The sequence below is a fragment of the Streptomyces sp. NPDC107517 genome, assembly GCF_055582645.1.
In genome coordinates, this window is sequence record NZ_JBVJPM010000004.1 from 292473 (window position 1) to 306259 (window position 13787).

Here is a 13787-nt window from a genome sequence, read left to right on the forward strand (position 1 = left end):
CAACCGGGTACGCCCCGTCGATTACAGTGCTGCGCAGTCGTCGCACGCGTAACGAGACCCGGAGGGGAGCTCCCCGTGGCAGCCCCACTGACCCCCAAGCAGGGGGGACCCTCATCGGCCGTATGGGGCCGCGCCGAGCAGCAGGATTTCCGCAGCCGGGTCCGCGGCACGCTCATCGGGGCCGCGCTCGGCGATGCGCTCGGGGCGCCGCTGGCCGGGCTCTCCCTCGAGGAGATCAGGGCCGCGCACGGTCCGCAGGGACTGACCGACCTGGCTCCCGCTCACGGGCGCCGCGGCGCCGTCACCGCCGCCACCCAGCAGACGCTCTTCACCGTGGACGGCTTGATAAGGGCGCAGGTGCGGCGCGACACGGGCGCCTGGCATCCGCCGACCGACGTGCACCGCGCCTACCTCCGCTGGGCCGCGACCCAGCGCGACTGGGGCCCGGACGAGCGCCGCAAGGAGGACGGCTGGCTGGCCCGCGAGGAGTGGCTGTACTCGCGCCGCGGCCCCTCCCGCGACTGTCTCCTCGGACTCGGCAACGACGTCATGGGGACCCTGGAGAAGCCGAAGAACGTCTCCGCCGCCGGATCCGCGCCGGCCGCCCGCTCGGCCCCGTTCGGCCTGCTCGTCGGCTGGGAGCCGCAGCTCGTCCTCCAGCTCGCCGCCGAGTGCGCGGTCCAGACGCACGGCGCGCCCGCCGCCTACCTCTCCGCGGGCGTGTACGCGGTCCTGGTGCACGGACTCGCGCGCGGCGAGAGCCTGGACGGCGCCGTGCAGCGCGCCCTCGTCCTGCTGGCCGCGCGGCCGGGGCACCAGCCGGTCACGGACGCGCTCAAGCACGCGCTCGGCGCGGTCCGCCAGGGCATGCCGTCGGCCGCCCGCGTCGACGAACTCGTGGGGGACGGGCTCGCGGAGGGCGTGCTCGCCGTGGCGGTGTACTGCACCCTGGTCGGCGAGGACATACGGCACGGCCTGTGTCTCGCGGTGAACCACGGCGGCCCGTCCGAGGCGACGGGCGCGCTGTGCGGGGGCCTGCTCGGCGCCCTGCACGGCGAGACCGCGCTGCCGCCGGGCTGGGTGACCGAGCTGGAGGGCCGCCCCACCGTCCTGGAGATCGCCGACGACTTCGCGATGGAGATGACGCAGGGGCCCGCCCTGCACAGCCCCGCGGCTTCCTCGCCGGGGTGGCTGGCCCGCTACCCGAGGGCGTGAACGCCGAAGCGCCGGACCGGCTGTGATCAGCCCGCCCGGCGCCCGGTGAGGAACAGCCGTTACGAGAGCCGGCCGGGCGGCTGCGAGCCCACCGCCCCGTCCTGCGGCTCCGCCGGCGCCGGTACGGCCGCCGCTGAGGCGGACCCGTCGTCGTCCGTGTTGACGCGCTCGATGAGCGCGTCCCGCTCCGGGGTGTCCTCCGGCTTCACGTAGCCGATGAGGATGTACAGCACGAGCGAGACGGCCAGTGGGATCGACACCTGGTACTCGAGCGGCACACCGCCCTCGACGTTCCAGCTGATCGGGTAGTTGACCAGCCAGAAGGCGAGCAGGCCCATGGCCCAGCTGGTGATCGCCGCCGTGGGACCGGACTTGCGGAAGGTGCGCAGCAGACCCAGCATCATCGGGATCGCGATCGGGCCCATCAGGCCCGCGACCCACTTGATGACGACGGTGATGATGTCCTTGAACGTGGGCGAGTTGACCTGTGTGGCCACCGCCATGGACAGGCCGAGGAAGACCACCGTGGTGAGGCGGGCGGCGAGCAGTCCCTTGTTCCCGACCCACTGCTCCTTCGCCTTCTTCGAGACCGCGGGCGCCACGTCACGGGTGAAGACGGCGGCGATGGCGTTCGCGTCGGAGGAGCACATGGCCATCGTGTGCGAGAAGAAGCCGACGATGACCAGGCCCAGCAGGCCGTGCGGCAGGAGCTGTTCGGTCATCAGGCCGTAGGAGTCCGAACCGTCCGGCTTCTGCGCGTGCACCAGGAGCGGCGACACCCACATGGGGAAGAAGAGGACGACGGGCCAGACCAGCCACAGGACCGCCGAGAGGCGGGCCGAGCGCGTGGCCTCGCGGGCGGAGCCGGTGGCCATGTAGCGCTGGGCCTGGTTGAGCATGCCGCCGTTGTACTCGAAGAGCTTGATGAAGAGGAACGCCAGCAGGAACACCGTGCCGTACGGGCCGACGAGCGGCTTGCCGTGGCCCGCGAGCTCCGGCTCGTCCCAGACGCCGAAGATGCCGCCGAACGGGCCGAGCTTGGAGACGACGGCGACGAACATGGCGACACCGGCGATGAGCTGGATGATGAACTGCCCCAGCTCGGTGAGCGCGTCGGCCCACAGTCCACCGATGGTGCAGTAGATCGCCGTGATGGCGCCGGTGATCAGGATGCCCTGGTTGATGGAGATGCCGGTGAAGACGGACAACAGGGTGGCGATGGCGGCCCACTTGGCGGCCACGTCCACGATCTTCAGGAGCATGCCGGACCAGGCCAGCGCCTGCTGGGTGCCCAGGTTGTAGCGGTTCTTGAGGTATTCGAGCGGCGACGCCACATGCAGGCGTGAGCGCAGCCGGTTGATGCGCGGCGCGAACAGCTTCGAACCGATCGCGATGCCGAGCGCGATGGGGAACGACCAGGTGACGAAGGACGTCACGCCGTAGGTGTACGCGATGCCGGCGTACCCGGTGAACATGACGGCGCTGTAGCCGGACATGTGGTGCGAGATGCCGGACAGCCACCAGGGCATCTTGCCGCCGGCGGTGAAGAAGTCGGAGACGTTGTCCACGCGTTTGTGGGACCAGACGCCGATCGCGATCATCACGCCGAAATAGCCGATGAGCACGGCCCAGTCGAGACTGTTCATTGAGCCCCCTCCAGGGGTCTGGTCCTACTTATGAACGCCGTTCATGGTGTGGGGAGCCGAAGGGCCAGGACAACGCACCGGAGGGTCAAGGGACGGTAAAATCGTTCTACTTATTGACCTGCGTTCATGTCCGTGAATAGAGATGGGGGCAAAAAGGACCGCACGGCAGTGGGTGCCGTGCGGTCGGGTCCTGGCTGCTCGTGCGGGGCGGCCTGTCGGGGTCGCCGAGCGGAACTACCGCATCAGCTCGCCCGCGTTGACCAGAAGCGACTGCCCGGTGATGGCCCGCGCCCGGTCGGACGCGAGGAACACGGCGGCGTCCGCCACGTCCCCGTCCGTGGCCAGTTCGGGCAGCGCCATCCGCTCGGTGAGCCGCGCGAGGACCTCGTCCTGCGGCACGCCCTCGGTGTGCGCGGTGAACTGGACGTACGCCTCGACCGGCGGCCCCCACATCCAGCCGGGCAGCACGGTGTTGACCCGGATGCGGTGCGGGCCGAGCTCGCGGGCCATGGAGTACATGGCCGAGGTCAGCGCGCCCTTCGAGGCCGCGTACGCCGCCTGCCACACCTGGGAGGGCGCGGCCACGGCCGACTGGGTGCCGATGACGACGACGGAGCCGCCCCGCTCTTTCAGTGCGGGCAGGCAGGCCCGCGTCATGCGCAGCGTGCCGAGCAGGTTCACGTCGATGACCTGCTGCCACGTCGAGAAGTCCGCGTCCTCGAGACCTCCGAAGTAGCTGTCCCAGGCGGCGACATGGACCACGGCGTCGACCGAGCCGAACCGCTCGCGCGCGAGCCCCGCCAGCGCCTCGCACTGGCCCTCGTCGGTGATGTCCGTCGCCGCGTACACGGTGTGCGTACCGCCCGGGTCGATCTCCGCGGCCGACTTGGCGAGGTTCGCCTCCGTGCGCGCGCCGAGCACGGCGTTGCCGCCGTCGCGCACCACGGCCGCGGCGACCTGGTGGCCGAGCCCGGCCCCGACCCCCGACACGACCACTGTCTTTCCGTTCAGGAGCATCCGGTCGCCTCCCGGCTATGGCAGTTCTTCTGACGGGGCGTCAGAGTAGGCCCGTCCGGTGGAGGAAGGAAGGGGAGCGTCGTGAGCGAGGACACGAGGAGTGAGGTGTACGCGGAGCTGGCATCGGTCGGCCCGTACGGGGTTCGCCCCGGGCACGCCCTGATCACCATGGTCGAGCCGCACCCGGGCCATGAGTACGCGTACAACCGCTGGTACGAGGACGACCACTACTACGCCGGCGCGATGGCCATGCCCTGGATGTACTCGGGGCGCCGCTGGGTGGCCCCGCGCGAACTCCAGCTGCTGCGCTACCCGGAGAAGTCGGCGGTCGCGCAGCCGGTCACCGCTGGCTGCTACATCTCCACGTACTGGATCACCGACGGCCGCTACGACGACCACATGAAGTGGACCGTGGGCATCAACAAGCGGCTCAACCGGGACGGGCGCGTCTACCAGGACCGCACGCACGTCTTCACGGCGTTCCAGGATCACGCGGCGACCGTGTACCGCGACGGGGCGGCCGGACCGCGCGACCATCACGCACTCGACCACCCTTACCGGGGTCTGGTCGTGGAGGTCATCGACGCCGAAGGGCCCGAGCAGCGCGACGAGTTGCTGGAGTGGCTGCGCTCGCGCCACCTGCCGAAGCGGATCGCGGGCTCACCGGCGGCGATGGTCACGGTCTTCCGCCCGACGCCGCTGCCGGGGGACCGGATGTCGTACGTGAAGCAGGTCGAGGGCGTCGACACCCGGCTGACGCTCCTGTGGTTCCTGGAAGCGGATCCGGCGGACTGCTGGGAGGACCACTTCACGGGGCTGGACGCGGCGGTTCACGAGTCGGGCCTCGGTCGCGTCGAACTGGTGGCTCCGTTCATCCCGACGATCCCCGGCACCGACACGTACGTGGACCGGCTGCGCGGGTGACCGGCTGAAAAAAGCCGAGCCCCCTCGGCCAGGACGGCGGGCCAGTCGAGAGGGCTCTTTCAGTACCGCAGTGGTGTTCTGTTGGTGCCGAAATGGTGCTGTGGTGCTGAGTTGATGTGGTGGTGCCGATTTGGCGCTGTGCTGCGATGGGGTGCTCTCCGATGCCTCAGGCGGCGTCGAAGGCGCCCCGGCCGACCTCGGTCACGAAGGAGTTCCATGAATCGGGGGCGAAGCCGATCGAGGGCCCCTCGGGGGCCTTCGAGTCCCGCACCGCGATCGCGTGCAGGAGGGGGGACTTGACCTCGACGCATGCGCCGTTCCCCGTCGAATAGGACGACTTGGTCCAGGAATTCGTGCCACCCTGCTGAATTGCCATTTTTTGCTCCGGTTTAGCCAGTGTCGAATTTGCTGTCACCGCTTCTGTGAAGCGGATTGCGCCAACGTGGTGCTTGATGGCGTGATCGACGCTACTCGCCAACATCGGTGCGCGAAGAGGCCATTCACTCGACCGGATGGCATATTCCATGGGGGTCTTCCGCCCCGCCGCGGCGAAGGTGTACCGTGCGGCACTTCTCTCGCGCGGGGCGGATTCTGTCCCTCTGGACCACCTTTGGATCTTCTCTAGACCGCTTCCTGGAGTGCGTAATCCTGGGCGATCTTCGCGATGAACTGTCGGGATTGTTCCACATTCAGTGCTTGTGCCCGCAGATGCTCGTACATCACGCTGTACTTCTGCACGTCGTTGGCCTTTTCCAGATAGAGATCACTGGTGACGCCCTCGATGTAGACGACGCTCGAATCCGCGGCGTCCGGGAACTCCAGAATCGCGTACTGGCCGTTCAGGCCCGGATGCGCACCCATGTCGAACGGGATGACCTGCACGGTCACGTGGGGCAGCTGCGACTGCTCGACCAGGTGCTCCAGCTGCTCGCGCATGACGGCCCGGCTGCCGACGACGCGGCGCAGCGCCGACTCGTCGAGGACGGTCCACAACCGCAGCGGGTTGTCCGGGGCCACGATGCGCTCCTGGCGGCGGACGCGGACCTGGACGCGCTTGTCGATGTCGCTCGGCGTGGTCTCCGGGAGCGCGCCGGTGATCAGCGTCTCCGCGTACGCCCGGGTCTGCAGCAGGCCGGGCACGACCTGCGGATCGTAGACGCGCAGGCTCGCCGCGTCCGTCTCCAGACCGATGTAGACGCTGTACGGGATGTCGCCGAAGGAGTGCCACCAGCCCTGCTGGCGGGAGTCCTTGGCCATTTGCATGAGCGAGTCGACGATGCGGTGGTCCTCGACCTCGTAGACCCCGCACAGGTCGCGGACGTCGCGCTGGCTGATGCTGCGCCGCCCGTTCTCGAGCCTGCTGATCTTCGACTGTGAGACCAGGAGCCGCTCGGCCACCTCTTCGGCGGTCATGCCTTTGAGCTCGCGGAGCCGGCGCAGCTCCTGGCCCAACCGGCGCCGCCTGACGGTGGGATTGACGTTGGACGCCACGGGACGTGCACCTCCGGCTGCGTGCCTCTGTGATTCTCTGCGTATCTTGCGAATCTGCTGCTCAGCAGATTGCCACCCTGGGCTTCATACCGCTGGGAAACGGCGGATATGCGCAGCGGACACGACAGTTGGGCACGTGGCCGGACATGCGGCCGTGGCGGGATGTGTGGCAGTGACCGGACACGCGGCCGCGCGGGGTGCCGGCCCGTGTCGTCGTCCCGACGTCCGGATCCGGTACCCCGCGCGGCTCAGCGGCTCCCGGACCGGTCTTTGGGGACTGCGGTGCGGCGCTGTTGCGGTGCGGGCTGTTCAGTTGGTGCGGTGCTGATACTCGCGGTCCTGCCCGTGTTCCTGCTCAGTGCGCCACGGCGCGGGCCATCGACCCGTGATGCGGCTGCATCGGAACCCTGCCGGGCTCCGGCGCTCCCCTTCCCGGCGGGGCCGGGCTGCGGCGCGGCTGAGCGGCCACACCGTTCTGGACGTCCATCACGGCGTGCGCCACGAGGCCGCCCATGGGGTCGTGCCTGATCAGGTCCCGCAGCCGGGAGCGGGACGATCGTCCCTCGTTCCCCGGGTACAGGTGCTTGCCGAGTCCGACCGCGTGGGCCAGTGCGGCGAGCGCCGCGGTCCGTGGGTCCGGCGGTACGCCGGTACGGATCGCGCTGTCCAGCCGGGACCTGATCTCCCGGCTGATGGCCGTGTCCGTCGCCTGGTAGCGAGTCGTCGGCAGCACTCCGCACATCTGGCCGGCCACGGCATGGACCATGCCGCACCTTTCCAGATGCGAGAGATACGTCTGGCGCAGCCCCAGTCGGGGCCCGCCGATCCAGTGCACCGCGCGTACCGGGGTGCCGCGCCTTCGCAGCAACTCCAGTGCGCAGTCCAATGTCGGATCTCCGGTCGGCCGTGGTGCCACCACGGCGATACGATCCCCGTCTGGGGCTATCCGTCCGGCCAGCGCCAGCTCTACTAGCTGTGCTCCGGCCAGACCTAGGTCGAGCGACTGCGGCTGCGCTGTGGTACCCGTGGCCGGGTCCAGAGCGAGCAGCAGAAGCTCCTCCGGAATTGTTCTGCGGCTCCTGCCCATCCATGCCTCCCCGCGTGGATGAATGACAGGGTGACCCCTCTCACATTGGTCTGTCGAGGGTGCGTGGGGGCTTTGTGCGGGAACCAGTAGGTATGTCGTTCTCGTCTATCACGTGGGTGAAGCCCCCACACAGGACACTGGTACATGGTTCGGACAGCAGCGGCGTAGCGCGTGGCGCGTAGCGAGGAGGCATCGGTGGCGGGGACCCCCGACAGGTCGAAGCAGCAGGAGTCGTCGGGAGGACCGACCCCGGAGGAACGGGACCCGAGGCTCGCGATGGCGCGGCAGTCGCCGGAGCGGGTCGATCAGGCGACGGCGGTGTTCTCCGTACGGGATGTTCCGGCGGCGGGGCCGGGATCCGGTTCGGCGGAGGACTCCGCGCCGGATGCGGACTCGGACTCGGACTCCGACTCGGGCTCGGGCTCGGGCTCGGGCTCGGACGCCTCCGGCGGGGAGGGCTCGGACGTATCGGATTCCGGGGACGGTACGGAGCGGGAGCCCGAGGCGGCTTCCGAAGACGGTACGGGGCCGGGTTCCGGCGACGAGCCGGGCGACGCACGCCTGCGTGCCGCCGTGGCGGCCTGGGTGGCGGGTCCGCGGGACGGCTCCGCCGATGAGCCCGAGGCGGCCGGTGCGGGTGCCGCTGACGCGGCGGAGGACGGCGGGGACACGGACGCCGCCGAGGCGGCGGACGTCGCCGCTGAGGCCGCTGAGGCCGATGGTGCCCATTCCGGTGCCAACTCCGGTGACGACGGGGCGGACGCCGCTGAGGACTCGGCCGACGCCGGGGCCACGGACGCGCCCGAGGAGTCCGGTGAGGACGCGGACGCCGAGCCGGCAGACGCTCCCGAGGCAACCGTCGACGACGCCGGGCCGATCGATGCTCCTGAGGCACCGGAAGCCGAGCCGTCCGACGCCGACGCGGAGCCGTCCGGCGCGGCGAAGGCTGATGCGGAGCCGTCCGACGACGCCGAGCTGTCCGATGAGGCGCAGGCTGACGCCGAGCCTGCCGATGCGCCCGACGGCGCCGAGCCGTCAGGTGACGCCGAGCCGTCCGATGGAGCGAAGCCGTCCCGCGAGGCGAAGGCTGACGCCGAGTCGGCCGACAAGGTGGCGCCCGCTGACGCCGAGCCCGCCGACAAGGCGAAGCCGTCCGACGCCGAGCCCGCTGACGCCGAGCCCGCCGACAAGGTGAAGCCCGCCGACAAGGTGAAGCCCGCCGTCGACGCCGAAGCCGAGCCCTCGGCCGTCGACCAGGCCACCGCCGTCTTCAAGGCCGTCAAGCCGCCCGTCGATCAGCCGACCCAGATGCTCAAGTCGCTCGGGTCCAAGCCCGCCGGTGCGGGCAAGGCCGAGTCCGATTCCGAGCGCACCAGCAAATTCGTACCGCTCAAGGGGTACGACTCCGGGGCCCCGGCCAAGCCCAAGGCACAGCCCGAGGCGGAGCCCACCGCGCCGCCGGCGAAGCCCTACGTGGGCCCCGAGCGCACCACCCAGCAGCCGCTCCCGCCGCTGCCCCCGCTCGACCTCCTGGCCGAGCTCACGAACACGCCGCCGCCCGCGGAGACCCGAGTCCGCACAACCGTGCGCAGGGTCAAGATCTGGACGCCGATCGTCCTGCTGCTCGCCGTCCTGTTTGCGGTCGTACAGACCGTACGGCCGCTGCCCGCGCCCACGCTGGCGCTGACCGCCAAGTCGACGTTCGCGTTCGACGGGGACAAGGTGTCGCTGCCGTGGCCCGCCGAGGGCCAGGGCTCGATGGATGTCAGCGGCATCGGCTCGATGGATCAGTTCGGCGAGCAGAAGCCCGTACCGATCGGGTCCGTGGCCAAGGCCATGACGGCGTACGTCGTGCTCAAGGACCACCCGCTGCAGCCGGGCAAGGACGGACCGTCCATCGACGTGGACGCGAGGGCGGAGAAGGAGGGCGGCTACGACTCCGAGGGCGAGTCGACGCTGAACACCGTCAAGGAGGGCGACAAGCTCAGCCAGAAGGACGCCCTGTCGGCCATCATGATTCCGTCCGCGAACAACATCGCGCGGCTCCTGGCCCGTTGGGACGCCGGTTCCGAGGAGGCGTTCGTCAAGAAGATGAACGCCGCCGCGAAGGACCTCGGCATGACCGGCACGACCTACACGGACCCGTCCGGGCTCAAGGAGACGACCGTCTCCACCGCTCGGGACCAGGTCAGGCTCGGCAACGAGCTGGTGAAGATCCAGGCCCTGATGGACATCACCAAGCTGCCGACGTGGAAGGACCCGTCGGGCAAGACGTGGCAGAACTACAACCGCCTCGTCCCGTACAACAACGCGGTCGGCGTGAAGACCGGTTCGACCACGAAGGCCGGCGGCAACCTGCTCTTCGCCGCGACGAAGGACGCCGGCGGCGAGACCGTGACGGTCGTCGGCGCGATCCTCGGCCAGCACCGGGCGCCGATCATCGACACCGTCAACGCGGTCAGCAAGACGGCGATGCTCGCGGCGCAGGACGCGGTGAAGGCGTCGACGATCCTGAAGAAGGGCGACGTCGTCGGGTACGTGGACGACGGGCTCGGCGGGCAGACCCCGGTCGTGGTGACGAAGGACGTCTCGGCGGTCGGCTGGGCGGGCCTGACGGTGAAGCTGGAGCTGGCGGACGGCGCCAAGGGCGCCGTCATCCCGCACACCGCGAAGGCCGGTACGCAGGTCGGCGAGCTGAAGGTCGGCGACGGTTCGGGTGGCGCGGTCACCGTCCCGGTCGCCCTCCAGAAGGACCTGACCGAACCCGGCTTCGGCGCGAAGCTCACCCGCGTCGGCTGACGACTCGGCAGGCCTCTCACGCAGAAGCGCCCCCACGGCACACAGCCGTGGGGGCGCTTCTCATTGCGGGCCCGCTCACCAGGCGCCCGCTCAAAAGGGACCCGCTCACTTCTCCTTCGGCGGCACGCACTTGGGTGCCGTCTTGCCGGACGGCCCCCCGTACTGGGAGCTGATCCGGACGTCGCCCGGCTCCTTCACCGTCAGGCGCGTGAACTCGCCCTCCTCGCGCAGGCACCCGTCGTCCGCCCACAGCCACGGCGAGTACGCGATCCGCACGATGACCGAGCCGGCCTTCGGCATCCGTACGACGAGGTTGGCGCCGTCGGAGCGGACCACCGAGGCGGGGTCGTCCACCAGCGGAACCGCGTTCTTCACGCGGTAGATGTGCCAGTTGGCGTCCTTCCACACCGACTCGAGGTAGTCGGGCTCGCTGGACACCAGCTTGTGCTCCAGCTCCGCGGGGCCGTCCGGCTCGCCGTTGTAGACGACGACGAAGCCGACCGCCCACTCGGAGAGCCAGGCGTGGTACGACGCGGAGGAGAAGGCGCCCTCGGGCACGTCGGTGCCGCCGTGCCCCTCGTAGAAGAGCCGTCCGCGCTCGACGTCGGCCTGCCGGTTCCAGCCGCGCGCCATGTTGATGTACGGCGCGAGGACGGCCGCCTCGCGGTGGTCGCGGGCGGGGACGACCTCGACGCGGGTGCGTTCGGCGCCGAGTTTCTTCAGCGTGGAGACGACGCCGTCCGTCTTGACGGCCCACTCGGGGATCTCGGTGTTGGCGACGACGTCGGCGATGGTCTTGCCGGACAGCCAGCCCAGGGACAGGACGATCGCGACGACGCACATGACGCGCTGGCGGTGGGGCGGGAAGTACCGCCCGCGCCGCCCGTCGTAGCGGGGCCCGCGGTCGCGGTTCATCACGGTGGCGAGGATCAGCGCGGGCGCCACGATCTCCGTGAGCCGCTCCACGTTCGTGCCGATCGGGGTGGCGATCACATAGGTGAGCACCACGCCGAGCGCGTACACGGCGGTGCCGAGGCGCACCACGCGCCAGGCGCGCGGCGCGCACACCAGGACGACCGCGCACAGGATGACGGGCGGGAAGATCCGCCCGAACGGCATGGGCTGTTCCCCCTTGAAGGGGAACAGCCAGGTCGTCACGCCGACGATGAGGACCGGCGGCAGGATCAGCGACAGGGCCTTGCCCCACTGCCGGTCCAGGAGCCACGCGGCGCCGGCCACGACGAGGAAGAGCCCGGCGACGGGGCTCGCCATCGTGGACAGAGCGGCGCACACCGTCGCGACGACGACGCGCCGGCCGTTCATGTGCGCGAGGACGGCGCCGAGCCCGAAGGCCACGCCCAGCATGAACGTCGAGCGCCCCGACACGACCTGGCACCACAGCGAGAACCCCACGACGAGGGCCGGCCACAGTGGTCTTCGGATGCCGGTGCGCTCGACGATCGACGCGGCCAGCCAGGTCGACGAGACGCCGGACAGGAGCGTGACGGGGATGACGCCGAACAACGCCATCAGGTAGGGCGAGATGAGGCTGTAGTTGGCGATGTGGAGGCCGCCGTACCAGAACAGGTTGTACGCGGAGCCGGGGTACATCTTGGCGAACTCGGCCCAGGCCACCTGCGCCGCCAGGTCGCCGCCGCCGGTGGCCAGGAACGCCAGCCACAGGACGTGCAGCGGCAGTATGCAGGCGGTGACGAGCAGGGCCGTCCGGTAGCGGCCGTGCCAGGGCTCGGGGATCTCCGGGGACCGGCGCGCGCGGGTGGCAGAGGGTGGAGACAGTTCGGCAGAGGCCACTGCGGCGTTCCGTTCCGGTCGGACGGGCAATTGTGTTCGGATAGACGCTAGCCGTGGCCCGAGAGTTGGTTGACGCGCCCCTGATATTCACGGCAAATCTACGCAGGGCCGTCGGCCCGCGGGGCGGCTACGCGCAGATGTCGTCCGGCGCGTACGCCTGTCCCGACGGGCCCGACAGCGGTCCGGCGATCCGGCTGCGGACGGTCTCCAGCTGCTTGAGGAGCGTGTCGAGCGACTTCGTACGCGGGTCCTGGAAGTACGTCAGGACGGCGCGGTAGAACGCGTCGCGCAGCACGGGCGGCATCACGTCCGACGCGTCGAAGCACAGGGTGTCCGCGTCATCGGTCAGATGCGAGGCGACGGTCGTGCCGGTCGGGTCGTCCGGCTGGGGGTCGCTCGCGTCCGGGAAGAAGGGCCGCAGGTGCGGCCGCGTGGCCTGCGACCAGGTCTTGCGGCCGCCCTCACTGGTCAGGAGCGTGACGAGGTCCTGCGCCGCCCGGTTGTCGGTGAGTACGGCGGCCATGTCGCCCGACACCTCGTACGCGTCGTCGTAGGCGGGCCGCCCGTGCAGGAACCGGGCGGCCCGCTCCACGCGCAGGGTGTGGTCCTCCATGGCGCCGGGGTAGAGGGAGCGGATGAAGGAGCCCTGGTGTTCGTGGGTGCAGCCCGGGAGCGAGCCGCCGAGGAGTCCGCGCTTGCCGGCCTTCGGGTCCTTCGGGTCGGGTGTGCCCTCGAACGACATGGTGAGGGAGGTCTCGACGGACTCCGGCTTCCGTGGGCCGAGGATCTCGGACCGGCGCAGGGCGCGGGCCAGCGAGACGAGACCGAGCCCTTCCGGCGCGGGGGTGGTGGTCAGCGCGACGGCCTGCGCCGTCACCGGGTCGCCGTCGTTCAGCCGGTCCAGGGCGCCGAGTTCGGCCAGCGAGTGGGTCCCCGTGCCGAGACCGCTCAGGGCGCGCAGAGTCTCGCCCAGGCTGAACAGGTCGTCGCGCGGCGCGGACGAGCCGTTCAGGGCGGGCGGGGCGAGCAGCACGTTCGGTGCGCGGAAGCCGTCGGTGGTCAGCCCGGGCGCGCCCTCCTCGCGGATGGACCCCACGTCGATGACCTTGGTGGTGGCGCCGTCGTGCATCACGTTCTGCGGCTTCAGGTCGCCGTACACCTTGCGGGGTGCGGGCCGCGCGTGCAGATGGTCGAGCGCGGACAGGAAACGCAGCCCGTACGCGAGCACGAACTCGTGGAAGCGGGCGCCGCCGAACCGGTCCGGGTCGTGCCGGGCGAGCGCCCGGATCTCGTCGAGGTTGAGCCCGTCGACGTACGGCAGGACGAGGAACGGGCCGACGCGGGCGTGGCGGTCGTAGTTGAAGACGGGGATGATCCCGTCGTGGTGGAGGTCGGCGAACGCCTGCCGTTCGTCCTCCAACGAGCCCAGCCGTGGCGCGAGTTGTCCCGGCCGCAGGGTCTTCACGGCGACCTCGCGGTCGTCGATCTTCTTGTCGAGCGCGAGATACACGTCACCCATGCCGCCGCGCCCGAGACGCCGTACGACCTCGTACTGGCCGGCCGGTAACTCGCCCGGTTTCAGGGCGGATTCGCCGGGACCCTCGGCCCGGCCCCGGTCGTCGCGCGGTCTGACCTCGGGGAGCGCCGTCGGATCGGGCCCCTCGTCGGGCAGCGTGACCCGGGCGTCCCGCGGCCCGTCGGGCGGCGGCAGCACGAACATCGGACCGGAGGACGCCGTCATCGGCGGCCCCTGAATTCTCCGGTTGCTCCCGCGTCCCCCTGCATGCTGCCTCAGG

10 protein-coding genes are annotated in these 13787 nt (G+C 70.4%); 3 read left to right on the top strand and 7 right to left on the bottom strand.

Features of this window, described 5'->3' with window-relative positions; genetic code table 11:
• The first annotated feature begins 75 nt into the window (after positions 1–75).
• Positions 76–1215 (top strand): ADP-ribosylglycohydrolase family protein, encoded by a 1140-nt coding sequence (locus ACZ67T_RS12215; protein ID WP_469983476.1) that lies wholly within the window; start codon positions 76–78, stop codon positions 1213–1215.
• Positions 1216–1274: 59 nt separating this feature from the next.
• Here the strand turns inward: ACZ67T_RS12215 and ACZ67T_RS12220 are convergent, their stop codons facing one another.
• Together ACZ67T_RS12220 and ACZ67T_RS12225 are read right to left on the bottom strand one after the other, a co-directional pair.
• Positions 1275–2861, bottom strand: a complete 1587-nt coding sequence (locus ACZ67T_RS12220) for a sodium:solute symporter family protein (RefSeq protein WP_469983477.1) — start codon at positions 2859–2861, stop codon at positions 1275–1277.
• Positions 2862–3095: 234 nt separating this feature from the next.
• Positions 3096–3878, bottom strand: coding sequence for an SDR family oxidoreductase (locus ACZ67T_RS12225; RefSeq protein WP_469983478.1), 783 nt, complete (start codon positions 3876–3878; stop codon positions 3096–3098).
• Between the two features lie 81 nt (positions 3879–3959).
• On the opposite strand from ACZ67T_RS12225, the gene ACZ67T_RS12230 reads away from it, so the two are divergent.
• Positions 3960–4802 carry a hypothetical protein gene (locus ACZ67T_RS12230; RefSeq protein WP_469983479.1) on the top strand — a complete coding sequence of 281 codons (843 nt, stop codon included), beginning with the start codon at positions 3960–3962 and terminating at the stop codon, positions 4800–4802.
• A gap of 166 nt (positions 4803–4968) precedes the next feature.
• On the opposite strand, the gene ACZ67T_RS12235 is transcribed toward ACZ67T_RS12230, so the two are convergent.
• The 3 genes from ACZ67T_RS12235 to ACZ67T_RS12245 form a co-directional block, all read right to left on the bottom strand.
• On the bottom strand, positions 4969–5178 hold the full coding sequence (locus ACZ67T_RS12235) for a DUF397 domain-containing protein (RefSeq protein WP_356288190.1): 210 nt from the start codon (positions 5176–5178) through the stop codon (positions 4969–4971).
• 245 nt (positions 5179–5423) lie between these two features.
• Positions 5424–6293, bottom strand: coding sequence for a helix-turn-helix domain-containing protein (locus tag ACZ67T_RS12240; protein WP_469983480.1), 870 nt, complete (start codon positions 6291–6293; stop codon positions 5424–5426).
• Positions 6294–6648: 355 nt separating this feature from the next.
• On the bottom strand, positions 6649–7380 hold the full coding sequence (locus ACZ67T_RS12245) for a GOLPH3/VPS74 family protein (protein WP_116512478.1): 732 nt from the start codon (positions 7378–7380) through the stop codon (positions 6649–6651).
• A 195-nt stretch (positions 7381–7575) separates the two neighbouring features.
• Here ACZ67T_RS12245 and ACZ67T_RS12250 point away from each other — a divergent pair, with 195 nt between their 5' ends.
• Positions 7576–10179: a D-alanyl-D-alanine carboxypeptidase gene (locus ACZ67T_RS12250; protein ID WP_469983481.1), complete on the top strand. Its 2604-nt coding sequence runs from the start codon at positions 7576–7578 to the stop codon at positions 10177–10179.
• Positions 10180–10284: 105 nt separating this feature from the next.
• On the opposite strand, the gene ACZ67T_RS12255 is transcribed toward ACZ67T_RS12250, so the two are convergent.
• Both ACZ67T_RS12255 and ACZ67T_RS12260 read right to left on the bottom strand, forming a co-directional pair.
• Positions 10285–11991 carry a hypothetical protein gene (locus tag ACZ67T_RS12255; RefSeq protein ID WP_469983482.1) on the bottom strand — a complete coding sequence of 569 codons (1707 nt, stop codon included), beginning with the start codon at positions 11989–11991 and terminating at the stop codon, positions 10285–10287.
• Between the two features lie 127 nt (positions 11992–12118).
• Positions 12119–13732 (bottom strand): protein kinase domain-containing protein, encoded by a 1614-nt coding sequence (locus tag ACZ67T_RS12260; protein WP_469983483.1) that lies wholly within the window; start codon positions 13730–13732, stop codon positions 12119–12121.
• Positions 13733–13787: the final 55 nt, after the last annotated feature.

Excerpts from the sequence above, each read along its gene's own strand:
- ACZ67T_RS12245 (WP_116512478.1), bottom strand. The coding sequence starts at position 7,380 with ATGGGCAGGAGCCGCAGAACAATTCCGGAGGAGCTTCTGCTGCTCGCT.
- ACZ67T_RS12260 (WP_469983483.1), bottom strand. The coding sequence starts at position 13,732 with ATGACGGCGTCCTCCGGTCCGATGTTCGTGCTGCCGCCGCCCGACGGG.
- ACZ67T_RS12225 (WP_469983478.1), bottom strand. The coding sequence starts at position 3,878 with ATGCTCCTGAACGGAAAGACAGTGGTCGTGTCGGGGGTCGGGGCCGGG.
- ACZ67T_RS12220 (WP_469983477.1), bottom strand. The coding sequence starts at position 2,861 with ATGAACAGTCTCGACTGGGCCGTGCTCATCGGCTATTTCGGCGTGATG.
- ACZ67T_RS12235 (WP_356288190.1), bottom strand. The coding sequence starts at position 5,178 with ATGGCAATTCAGCAGGGTGGCACGAATTCCTGGACCAAGTCGTCCTAT.